This is a genomic window from Romboutsia maritimum (genome assembly GCF_002251085.2).
Classification (GTDB): Bacteria; Bacillota; Clostridia; order Peptostreptococcales; family Peptostreptococcaceae; genus Romboutsia_B; species Romboutsia_B maritimum.
This window is the reverse complement of the sequence record NZ_NOJZ02000002.1, coordinates 1-11065: the sequence shown is the minus strand read 5'-3', so window position 1 is coordinate 11065 and position 11065 is coordinate 1. Positions and strand designations below refer to the sequence as shown.

The following is an 11065-nucleotide window of genomic DNA, read 5'->3' as shown; positions in this document are numbered from 1 at the left end:
CTTATATAAACGAGGTGATTTTTAACATGCAATATAGAAATATGAAACTTCCTATGAATGCAGATAAAGGAAGTCTTTCTGTCATTGGATCCAGTTCTCTAGAAGTTAAATGTGACTTAGCTTTATTAAATTTATCTGTTATTTCACAAGGTCCTATCTTAGAAGAAGTATCAAATGAAAATTCTAGAATTTCAAATGATTTATTAATAAGTTTAAATAACTATGGTATTTCTAATAATGATATACATAATGAAAACATTTTCGTTACTAGAAACTATGATAATAATAATGAACTATCATCTTATAAAGTAACTAAAACAATAGTTATAAATGTAAAAGATTTTTCAAAATTAAATGATATATATTCTTTAGCTATAAAAAACGGTGCAAATGGAGATATGAATATAAATTTTATATTATCAAATCCATCTTATTATTATAACAAAGCATTAAAACATGCTAGCCAAGATGCTTTAGTAAAAGCTTCCTTACTAGCTAAAAACTTTGGAGTAAAATATAATCCTATTCCTCATAAAATTCAAGAAAATAGTTCATCATTATACTCTATTACATATCCTTCTAGTAATTATAATTATTATCCTAATTTAGCACCTAGCTTTGCAAAAATTACAGCGGAAGTTCAAGCTATTTTTACAACGTATCCTTACTAAAACTCTAGTTTTTTTATCTAAAAAGGTCTGAAAATATAAATTTATATTTTCAGACCTTTTTAACTATTCCTTTTTATACAATACAATTTTCTATTTGAATTATATAATCTTGACAGTTTTTACAAATTATTATGCTCACTATATAACTATCATCTACTTTTCCTTGTCTAGATAATTTATTGAAAGATAATCCTTCGTATTCCTTACTTATATTACTTATTATATATTTTCCATCTTTAGTAAATATATAGAAATGATATTCTAAAAACGGAAAGAATTTTTCTTTTTCTTTAACTCCTGCTAAACATTCTGGACATGCTTCTTGATAATATTCTATATCAAAGTCAATGTCTTCTGACTCATTTAATATTTCCATTATACTTGATACATTTATATCTTTTACTGGCTTTTCTTCATCATTTATTAAAGAACTACAATTTACTTCTTCTAATGTATATTCTTTTTCATCATAACTAAATTTATAATAACTCATATTACACCTCGTTTTTTTTATTCTATTTCTGATTTAAATGGTACATCTTCATCAAGAGCTGAACTATATTCAGAGTCCGTTATATATCCTAACTGATGCATTTTATAAAGTACTGTTTCTTGTCTAGTTTTAGCTGCTGCATTCTCCATATACCTAGCTGGATTATTAGTAATCCCTACAAGCATAGCACATTGAGCTAAACTTAAATCTTTAACACTTTTTCCAAAATACAAATGAGCTCCATTTTCTACTCCATATGCTGATTTGCCCAAATATATATTATTTAAATATGCTTCTAAAATTTCTTCCTTTGTCATTACTTTATTCATTTGCATAGCATTATAAATATCTCTTATTTTACGTTTTATAGTTTTATCATCACTAGTTAACAAGTTTTTTGAAACCTGCATATCAATAGTGCTTCCACCTTGAGTAGTTTTTGAAACTATATTATGAATCAAAGATCTACTTAAAGATATAAAATCTACACCATTATGTTTATAAAAGCGTTCATCTTCAATTGATACTATAGCATTTTTTAAATTATCAGGCATATCTTTTATTCTTATAAAATTATTTGTAACATAACTATTGTTTATTAATTCCTTAGTTACCTCAGGTGCCCCTTTTATAGCAGATAATGTTATTACTGAACCTATACATGATAAAACTATCGTGCATATTAAAAATAGAATCAATAAATTTTTAATTATCATTTGTCTTTTTTTCTTTTTTAAAGCTTTTTTCTTTTTATGTCTAGTGTTTTCTTCTGTTTTTATCTTTTTATCTCTTCTTATATTATTTTCTTTTCTATTTTGGTAGCCCTTATCATTTGGTAAAGGATTTGATATAGAAGTACTAGAGTTTATCTTTTTACGTCTTATTTTATTCTTCTCATCATCATAATAACTCATACAATCCTCCTTGTTTATAAAACTAATTATACCTTTTTACATATAATAAATCAAAGTACAAATTTGTAAGGTTTTATTTAATTTTAATTTTTATTTTTACTATTTTTTTGATATATAGGTTATATTTTTTGCATTTTAGGATATCATATGTATTGAATTAAAAAATTTTAAAATTTAAGGAGGTATTTTAATGGCTTATTTTATAAATGATGCTTGTATAAGTTGTGGTGCTTGTGAACCAGAATGCCCAGTTAACTGCATAACTGCTGGAGATACTAAATATGCAATTGATGCAGCTATATGTATTGAATGTGGGACATGTAATAGTGTCTGTCCTGTAGATGCTCCTCATCCTGAAGAAGAATAGTACATACTCTACAAATCAAAAAGAATCACCTCGAAATATAATCGAGATGATTCTTTTTAATTTTATGATTTTATATAATCTCCCCTACTTACAACTATATCATATCCTATACTGTTCATCTTATTTCTTAAATTTCCGATACATTCTGCAGCTTCTTCTCCCGTGCATATTTTATTATCATATAATGAATATTTTTTTCTAACTTCAACTGGAGATAAATTAGGCATCAATACATTACTTCCAGATAAAATTGCCTTTTCTCTTCCTATTGGGTCTATCGTTCCAACTGCAGTTGTTGCTGGTATTAATGAATCAGGCAACATCAACCTAATAATACCTATAAGAAATAATGTTAATTCTAAACTTCCACCTTTAAAACCTGCAAATTTAGTATCACAATGAGGAACAAATGGTCCTATTCCTACCATTTCAGGAGATAATTCTTTAATAAACATTAAATCTTCTACTATATTATCTGTAGTTTGATAAGGAGATCCTACCATAAATCCTGTCCCAACTTGAAATCCTATTTTCTTTAAGTCATATAAGCAATTTTTTCTATTTGATAAAGAAAGGTTCTCTGGGTGCAACATATTATAATGCTTATCATTTGATGTTTCATGTCTAAGTAAATATCTATTTGCTCCTGCATTATAATATTTTAAATATGTATCATAACTTTTTTCTCCTACTGAAAGAGTAATTGCACAGTCAGAGTATTTATTTCTAATTTTTTTAATAATGTTAATCATAATATCATCTTTAAATGCTAAATCTTCTCCTCCTTGTAATACAAACGTCCTAAATCCTAGATTATACCCCATTTCACAAGAAGATAATATTTCATCTTCACTTAATCTATATCTTTTTGCATTTTTATTACTTTTTCTTATTCCACAGTAGTAACAATCATTTTTACAGTAATTAGTAAATTCTATAAGACCTCTAATATAAATATTTTTGCCAAATTTATTACAACTAACAGATGATGATTTATCAAATAAATACTTACTTATCTCATCATTTCTATTATCAATCAAAGATGTTAACTCTTCTTTACTTAAATTTTTACTATAATAAAGTTTATCAATAAGATTTTTCATACTCTATCTTAAGTCCCCCATTTCTAAATTTTTAATTTTTAACTTTCAAAATTATAAGGGTATTTAACAAGATGTCTTTTTTTAATTATTATAGCATATTTAAGTATACGAATATTTATTTTATGCTTATACTTTCTACTGACTTTTCATTAGATGTATTTTCTATATTAGATAACTCTAATTTAATAGGCTCTTCTTTATTGTACAAAGCTATACCCATTTTTATATTTTTACTTTCTTTACCTTTTAAATTTCCTAAAAATCCAGTTATATTATCTTCTGATGTATTTACAAAATATTTTGTAGGTCTTGAACCTTGAAAAGGATAAACATCTATATTTGACAATTCAATTTCATAAGCTCCAGTATTTTCTACTCTCATTGTTATAATTGCAAAAGCATTATATTTTTCTCCTAACTCAATATTTTCATCAGATACATTTACATCTAATATCTTTATTTTAAGATTATTATCTTCTATATTATTTATCCATATGTCTTTAGATAGATTTTTATCTTTAACTATACAAATAGATGTATTCGCACTAAAAAATATGAGTATTAATGTAAATAAAGTTATAAAAATTTTCTTATTCATAATTTCCTCCTAATTTTTTATTAGTTTATGCATAGGAAAATTTTTCATTCATTTTTGTTAAATTTTATCATTATATTTTTTTAATATTACAATTTCTTATTTTTTTTAAAAATTTGTATTTTTTTGTTGCGTTTTTTGTCGAAATTTGTTATTATTAATTTAAGGTTATTCCCCTAATAACCGATTATTTTACTCCCCAATAAAATATATTCCCTAATAAACCCCTTTTTATAATATATTTTACCCCTTTATAGCCTTACTTGATCGGTTAAAGTAAGGCTATTTTTTCATATTCATTGATTATTTTTCTTATTATTCTATATCCCTTAGCTTTACTTTCTATGTTATCAATGCTTTTATTTTCATTTAATATTCGTGCTTTTATGCTCCATAAATGAGTTTCCTTTGATAGTATTATTTTTTCTTGATTTTTTCCATTTTTTAAACTCAATAAATATTTTTCATTATCTATTTTTTTATATACCCAATCTAAATTTTCATTAATTTTAGATAAATCGTTCATTATATCCAAAACATTATCGTATCTTTCATCTGGGTTTATGCTTAAGCATTTTTCTATTATGTTTATAATAGATTTTGGTATATGTGGTAAATATTTTTTTCTTATAGGAAATTTTCCTTTTACACAAGCGATTTTTAAACTATTTAAATTTTTATATCTTTTAACTTGCTTATTATACTCTTCATTTCCATTACACATTCTATATAATGTAGTTCCTATTTGATATATATCTACTTTTTTATTTATTAATGAATGATTGCATTGTTCTGGTGCTATATGTTTATAATAAACATTTCTAAGCTTAGCATTTCCTAAATCATCTAAATATAAAGCAGATCCAAAATCAGTTAACACAGCTCTATTATCGTCACTTATTAAAATGTTATTTGGTTTTATATCGCAATGTATTAAGCCTTTACTATGGATATAATATATTGCTGATAAAAAATCCATGGAATACTTTATTACTTCCCTTAATGTTAAATTTCTATTTTCTAATAAATGATATAATGATCCCTTTTTAAAATATGGCATAACTATATATATATATTCATCATCATAAGATGCATAATTTATATTTATTATGTTTGGATGCTTAGAATTATAAATTTTCTTTGACTCATCAAAGTATTTTCTTTTTTCTTTAAAACCACTCTTATCAATTTGCTTTAATATGAATTTTGATCCAAGTTGAGTATCTTCTACAATATATAATGCAGAATTAACTCCCTCAGAATCAATTTTCTTTATGATTTTAAGGTTAAATTTTGGACTTATTTGCATATCTCTACCCCACAATTTGAAAGTAATTCTTCTAACATACCTTCCATTTTAATAATATTAATTAAATCTTTTTTTATATTATCTTCTATATTTAATCTTGCCTTGTCTATACTGTATTGTTTAATCAAAATCTCTAACATTTTTCTTAAATAATTTAGTCTATTACCAATATCAAAAGATCTTGGACTAATGATTTTATCTTGTATTATAATTTTTTCTTCTCCATTTTTAAATTTATATATCTTAAACTTAATTTCATCTCTATTTATCCAAATATTTATATAACTCATTATATCAACCCCTGATAAATATTATCTTGTTGTTATATACTATGAAATCAATTTAAATTTAAATACAAAAAAAGAGAGATATAATAACTCTCTTCTTTATCTCTCATCTTTTACTTTTAAAAATAACTTTGCAGTAGCTAACGTATCACTATCTGCTCTATGTGCATTTTTGTTTTCTATATTATAATATGCACATGCTGTTTCTAATTTTTTATTTTTTCCTTTATATGTTGTGCTCGCCTTCAATAGTTCTAATGTACAAATATAATTATTGATTGGTTCTAAATTCATTTCTTTTAAATAATAATTTAAAAACTTTAAATCAAATTTTGCATTATGAGCAATTATAGTTTTATCTCCTATATATTCTCTAAATCTTGGAAGTACAGCTTCTATACTTTCCTCATTTTCAACCATTGAATTGCTTATATTAGTTATACTAGTTATAAAATTAGGAATTATACCCTTAGGCTTTATAAGCCTTGAATAATTTCTAACTATTTTATCATTAACTATTTCAGTTATTCCAATTTCTATTATTTCACAACCTTTGTATGGATCAAGTCCTGTAGTTTCTAAATCTACGACTATATATTCATTCATATCATTATTCTCCTTAAATTTCTTTAATCTAAAAATAAATTTACTTATATTTTATATAAAAATATAAGTAATTATTAATTTTTATAAGTAATTCATAGGATTTGTGTGGCTACCATTTATTCTTATTTCAAAATGTAAATGTGGCCCTGTTGATCTTCCTGTTGTACCTATTCTTGTTACAGTTTGTCCTTTTTTTACTTTAGTACCTACTGATGCTACTAATTTACTATTATGAGCATATAAAGATACTTTTCCGTCATTATGTTTAATCATAAGAGTATTTCCATATGAACCTTTAACCCCTGAGAAAATAACTTCTCCATCATCAACTGCAACTGCAGGTGTACCCTCTGGAGCAGGTATATCTATTCCTGTATGGAAGCTTTGAGTATTTAAAATTGGATCTGGTCTATTTCCATATGGAGAACTTATTCTAGTATGACCTGGCACTGGCCAAGAACCATTAGATATTACAGCTCCTTCTTCAACTACCTGTGAATTTTGTTGCGCTAATTTAGCTACTTCACCTTCTAAGTCATCAGCTTCTTTTTGCAATTGCTTTTTTAACTCTTCAAACTTAGCTTTTTTTTCTTTTACTTTATTATAATCTTGTTCTAAGACATCTTTTAGCTGTTGTTGTTTTTCTTTTTTCTCTTTCTGCTCTAATTCTTTAGCTTCAATACTAACTTTGTTGTTATCCAACTCTTTTAATGTTGTTTTATCTTGATTTACAACTTGTTTAACTATATATATATTATCAAATAGCTCTGATATAGAACTACTACTTAATATAACTTTTATATATCCTAAAGAATAGTTGCTATTAATTGCTTTTAATCTTTTACCTAAATCATTTTCATTTTTTTGTATTTTAGATTGTAATTGAGTTATTTCTTCTTTAGTCTTTGTTATTTCTGTATCTAATTTACTTATTTGATTATTTGTATCTTGTATATTTGTTTCAATTTCTTTTATACTTTCATTTAATGACTGTATATCTTTTTCTAAACTACTTTGAGCTGCTTTATTTTGCTCTAATTTATTATCTAAATTATCTTTATCATCTGCAAATATAAAAGTCGTGCTAAATAATACAGCACAAGCTGTAATTAAACTTATTACCTTTTTCATTCAATCTCCCCCATTATCTAAACTTTCAAATGTCTTCTTACTGACACAATACTTCCTAAAACTCCTACCGAGATACCTGTTATAACTAATATAACTATAAGAGATGTTGAAATTGTAGTTAGTGGAAGTACTACATTTCCCATAACTGAGCTAATAAACATTACAATCTTGTCCAATATATATCCATACATTCCTATACAGATTAATACAGATAAAACTGAACCTATTAGTCCAATCATAAATCCTTCTACTATAAATGGTCCTATAACAAACCAGTTACTTGCACCTACATATTTTATAATTTGAATTTCTTCTTTTTTATTGTAAACTCTACCTTTTATTGTATTAGCTATTATCACTAAACAAATTAATAACAGACATAAAATTAATATAGTTCCAAACTTTTTAACTATATTAGACATGTGTAAAAAGTTTTCCATAACATCTTGATGATAGTCTACATTTTTAATACCTTGTATAGACAATAATTTTGGTTCTATAGATTTTATACCTTCCTTATTATCTATAGTAACAACATAATAATCATCAAGCGGATTATTTACACCTTCTAAAAGATATGCATCTTCTCCCCAATTTTTTCTCATTGATTCAAATGATTCTTCTTTAGACTTATAAACTGCTTTTTTTACACCTTTAATTTTCAAAATATTTTCTTTTACTTCTTCTTTTTTATTTTCATCTAAATCAGTTTTTACAGATACTCTAACTTCATTTATTTCATCTTCTGTAACTTTTATAAACTGATTTATGTTTAATACCATAGTAAGAACTATTCCTAGTATAATTAATGCTGATGTTACAGATATTATAGATATAAAACTCATAGTTTTATTTTTTAAAATACCTTTTATTCCTTGCTTTAAATTGTATAAAAAACTAGACACTAACTTCATATAAATCCCTCTTTGTATCTTTTATTATTTTTCCTTTTTCAAGGACAACGACTCTTTTTGAAAACATTTTTAGCATTTCAATGTCATGAGTTGCCATTATTATAGTAACACCTTCTGCATTTATATCATTTAGTAAATTCAATATAGATTTTGAATTATCTATATCTAAATTCCCAGTACATTCATCTGCAATTATTATAGAAGGCTTATTTACTATAGCTCTTGCAATTCCTACTCTTTGACACTCTCCACCTGATAATTCTGATGGATATTTATTATATTTATCTGCTATTTTAACCTTATGCAAAACTTCCATTACTCTAGGTTTTATTTTATTAGGATTAGTTCCTATTACTCTCATAGCGATTTCTACATTTTCAAATACAGTTTTATCTTTTAAAAGCTTAAAATCTTGGAATACTATTCCAATATTTCTTCTGTATTTATGAATTTTATTTGTCTTTATTTTTGTAATTTCATCTCCAAGTACGGAAATTCTTCCTTCTGATAGCTTTTCTTCTCTAGTTATTAGTTTAAGTAACGTTGATTTTCCAGCTCCTGAGTGTCCTACTAAAAATACGAACTCACCTTGTTTTATACCAAGATTTATTCCATTCAACGATTTATCGCCATCATGATAGGTTTTACTTACATTAGTAAACTTAATCAATCTTACCACTCCATTTTATTTTTAACTTTTCATTTTATGTCAAATTTTCACCTTATTTAATTATAACATCTTTTGTAACTTTTTTGTAACTTATATATATTTTTTTATTTTTATATTTATTTAGCTATAATTTTGTAAATAAACATCTTTTTATGTCTAAAATTACAGAAAAAACGAGCTGTATTAAAATACTAAACTTAGTTTTAATACAGCTCGTTTTTTCTTTATATTTTATTTTTTATTTTTAGTTTTCTTATTTGTATTAACTTCACTTAAATATACTAACCCATTTCCTTGTAATGTTCTCGAATATTCTAATGTTTTTGTATTTTTTATTAACTGTGCATAAATTTCTTCTTGAGTTAAATTTCTTTGAAATTCTTTTTTACCCCAATTTTTTAAAAGTGCTAAAGTTCCAGTTACATGAGGTGCTGCCATACTAGTTCCACTTAAACTTGCAAACTGATTATTAGGGTAAGTTGAAATTATATTCACCCCTGGTGCCACTACATCTATAACAAGATTTGCATTACTAAAATTAGCAGGAACTGCTTTTTTATCAACTGCTCCTACTGATATAACATCTGCATATGTTGCTGGATAAGAATACTTAAAATCATTTGGATTACCATCGCCCTCATTACCTGCTGCACAAACTACTATTATATTCTTATTTATAGCTTCTCTAATTGCTTTTTCTAGTTTGTCATCACTATTTGCCATTCCTAGAGACATAGATATTATATCTACATTTTTTTCTATAGCATAATAAATAGCTCTTATTACCCAGCTTAATTTTCCTGAACCAGTTCTATCTATTGCTTTTAAAACATATATGCTTGCATCTGGTGCTACTCCCACTATCGAATTTTTACCTTTTGCTGCTATTATACCTGTTACATGAGTTCCATGACCTACTCTATCTGTAACAATGTTATAATTTTTACCATCTTCATCTGTAAAATTTCTTACTCCAACTATATTATCTTTTAAACTCTCATGATTTATATCACATCCAGAATCTATTATAGCTATATTAATACCCGCTCCCCTATCTGAAGTATCCCACAGATTTTTTGCTCTTATCATAGTTACTCCATAAGGAATTTTTGTATAATTCCCTCTAAATTCTTCATTTATAATAAAGGGCATTAATGCTACCTCTAAGTCTTGATTTTTATTTTTCACAAAGATCACTCCAAAATTCATTTATATTTAATTATATATATTTGAAGCGCTTATGGTGATTGAACTTCTGCTTTTATTACTTAAATATTTTTCAATATTGCTTATTACAATGTACTCATTTTCGCCGCTTATATCTACATTGTATATATATTTTTCAATATTTTTGTGTTTGTATATTCCATGAATTATCTTATTATCATTTATAGTTACTTCTATTACTTCTCCTTCTTTCAAAAAATATGTTCCAATTTTGCCTTTTTCATTTTCCGTCCATTCTCCTATATACTTATACAAATCACATATATACGTTCCTATTCCATCTTTTTTTCCTTTTTTAAATTCACCTTCATAAATATTATTTTCTTTACTTATATATCTACCTATACCTTCAAATAAATTATCTTTAAATTCACCTTCATATTTTTCGCCTGTTCTTAATTTTAATATTCCTTTTCCTTTTTTTAGACCGTATTTATATTTTCCCTCGTATATATCTCCATTTAAAGCTGTATAGCATCCTTCGCCATGAAATACATTATCTTTAAATTCACCAACATATACATCCCCATTTTTAAATTTATATTTACCTTTACCATTTAATTTTCCATTTTCAAATTCACCTTCATATATATCTTCATTTGATGAAGTAATACATCCCTGCCCACATTGCACATCATCTTTCCACATACCCTTATATTTACTTCCATCTTTATAATACAAAATACCCTTACCATTTTTTTTATTTTCTCTATAATATCCTTTATATATATCTTTATTCGGATATGTATACATTCCTAATCCTTCTATTACTCCATCT

The 11065-nt window shown here is 25.3% G+C and carries 14 protein-coding genes; 2 read left to right on the top strand and 12 right to left on the bottom strand.

Features of this window, described 5'->3' with window-relative positions; translation table 11 throughout:
• Window positions 1-26: 26 nt before the first annotated feature.
• Window positions 27-671 carry an SIMPL domain-containing protein gene (locus tag CHF27_RS02240; RefSeq protein ID WP_095406397.1) on the top strand — a complete coding sequence of 215 codons (645 nt, stop codon included), beginning with the start codon at window positions 27-29 and terminating at the stop codon, window positions 669-671.
• Window positions 672-744: 73 nt separating this feature from the next.
• Here the strand turns inward: CHF27_RS02240 and CHF27_RS02235 are convergent, their stop codons facing one another.
• The gene (locus tag CHF27_RS02235; protein ID WP_095406396.1) at window positions 745-1164 is read right to left on the bottom strand and encodes a DUF3785 domain-containing protein; all 420 of its coding nucleotides are present in this window, start codon (window positions 1162-1164) and stop codon (window positions 745-747) included.
• A 17-nt stretch (window positions 1165-1181) separates the two neighbouring features.
• Window positions 1182-2078, bottom strand: coding sequence for a transglycosylase domain-containing protein (locus CHF27_RS02230; RefSeq protein WP_095406395.1), 897 nt, complete (start codon window positions 2076-2078; stop codon window positions 1182-1184).
• 190 nt (window positions 2079-2268) lie between these two features.
• On the opposite strand from CHF27_RS02230, the gene CHF27_RS02225 reads away from it, so the two are divergent.
• A complete protein-coding gene (locus CHF27_RS02225) occupies window positions 2269-2445 on the top strand; it encodes a 4Fe-4S binding protein (protein ID WP_095406394.1) in 177 nt (58 codons plus the stop codon).
• Window positions 2446-2507: 62 nt separating this feature from the next.
• Here the strand turns inward: CHF27_RS02225 and hydE are convergent, their stop codons facing one another.
• The 10 genes from hydE to CHF27_RS02175 all read right to left on the bottom strand — a co-directional run.
• A complete protein-coding gene (gene hydE / locus CHF27_RS02220; RefSeq protein WP_095406393.1) occupies window positions 2508-3548 on the bottom strand; it encodes a [FeFe] hydrogenase H-cluster radical SAM maturase HydE in 1041 nt (346 codons plus the stop codon).
• Window positions 3549-3663: 115 nt separating this feature from the next.
• Window positions 3664-4146, bottom strand: a complete 483-nt coding sequence (locus CHF27_RS02215; protein WP_095406392.1) for a hypothetical protein — start codon at window positions 4144-4146, stop codon at window positions 3664-3666.
• Window positions 4147-4414: 268 nt separating this feature from the next.
• Window positions 4415-5452 (bottom strand): serine/threonine-protein kinase, encoded by a 1038-nt coding sequence (locus CHF27_RS02210; RefSeq protein ID WP_095406391.1) that lies wholly within the window; start codon window positions 5450-5452, stop codon window positions 4415-4417.
• Window positions 5443-5742, bottom strand: coding sequence for a hypothetical protein (locus CHF27_RS02205; RefSeq protein ID WP_095406390.1), 300 nt, complete (start codon window positions 5740-5742; stop codon window positions 5443-5445). The genes CHF27_RS02210 and CHF27_RS02205 overlap by 10 nt, the downstream gene beginning before the upstream one ends.
• 96 nt (window positions 5743-5838) lie before the next feature.
• Window positions 5839-6345, bottom strand: a complete 507-nt coding sequence (locus CHF27_RS02200) for a 3'-5' exonuclease (protein WP_095406389.1) — start codon at window positions 6343-6345, stop codon at window positions 5839-5841.
• An 81-nt stretch (window positions 6346-6426) separates the two neighbouring features.
• Complete coding sequence (locus tag CHF27_RS02195; protein WP_095406388.1) at window positions 6427-7476, bottom strand: murein hydrolase activator EnvC family protein; 1050 nt, start codon at window positions 7474-7476, stop codon at window positions 6427-6429.
• Between the two features lie 17 nt (window positions 7477-7493).
• Complete coding sequence (gene ftsX, locus CHF27_RS02190) at window positions 7494-8390, bottom strand: permease-like cell division protein FtsX (RefSeq protein ID WP_095406387.1); 897 nt, start codon at window positions 8388-8390, stop codon at window positions 7494-7496.
• Window positions 8374-9060, bottom strand: coding sequence for a cell division ATP-binding protein FtsE (ftsE, locus tag CHF27_RS02185; RefSeq protein ID WP_095406386.1), 687 nt, complete (start codon window positions 9058-9060; stop codon window positions 8374-8376). The genes ftsX and ftsE overlap by 17 nt, the downstream gene beginning before the upstream one ends.
• Window positions 9061-9291: 231 nt before the next feature.
• Complete coding sequence (locus CHF27_RS02180) at window positions 9292-10248, bottom strand: S8 family peptidase (protein WP_095406385.1); 957 nt, start codon at window positions 10246-10248, stop codon at window positions 9292-9294.
• 27 nt (window positions 10249-10275) lie between these two features.
• The coding region (locus tag CHF27_RS02175) for an MORN repeat-containing protein (protein ID WP_199533596.1) at window positions 10276-11065 on the bottom strand (790 nt) is incomplete at its 5' end.

What these genes read in the sequence shown, in the direction of transcription:
- hydE (WP_095406393.1), bottom strand. Translation starts at nt 3,548, where the DNA reads ATGAAAAATCTTATTGATAAACTTTATTATAGTAAAAATTTAAGTAAA.
- CHF27_RS02240 (WP_095406397.1), top strand. Translation starts at nt 27, where the DNA reads ATGCAATATAGAAATATGAAACTTCCTATGAATGCAGATAAAGGAAGT.
- CHF27_RS02215 (WP_095406392.1), bottom strand. Translation starts at nt 4,146, where the DNA reads ATGAATAAGAAAATTTTTATAACTTTATTTACATTAATACTCATATTT.
- CHF27_RS02230 (WP_095406395.1), bottom strand. Translation starts at nt 2,078, where the DNA reads ATGAGTTATTATGATGATGAGAAGAATAAAATAAGACGTAAAAAGATA.
- CHF27_RS02235 (WP_095406396.1), bottom strand. Translation starts at nt 1,164, where the DNA reads ATGAGTTATTATAAATTTAGTTATGATGAAAAAGAATATACATTAGAA.
- CHF27_RS02210 (WP_095406391.1), bottom strand. Translation starts at nt 5,452, where the DNA reads ATGCAAATAAGTCCAAAATTTAACCTTAAAATCATAAAGAAAATTGAT.
- CHF27_RS02205 (WP_095406390.1), bottom strand. Translation starts at nt 5,742, where the DNA reads ATGAGTTATATAAATATTTGGATAAATAGAGATGAAATTAAGTTTAAG.
- CHF27_RS02225 (WP_095406394.1), top strand. Translation starts at nt 2,269, where the DNA reads ATGGCTTATTTTATAAATGATGCTTGTATAAGTTGTGGTGCTTGTGAA.
- ftsX (WP_095406387.1), bottom strand. Translation starts at nt 8,390, where the DNA reads ATGAAGTTAGTGTCTAGTTTTTTATACAATTTAAAGCAAGGAATAAAA.
- CHF27_RS02200 (WP_095406389.1), bottom strand. Translation starts at nt 6,345, where the DNA reads ATGAATGAATATATAGTCGTAGATTTAGAAACTACAGGACTTGATCCA.
- CHF27_RS02195 (WP_095406388.1), bottom strand. Translation starts at nt 7,476, where the DNA reads ATGAAAAAGGTAATAAGTTTAATTACAGCTTGTGCTGTATTATTTAGC.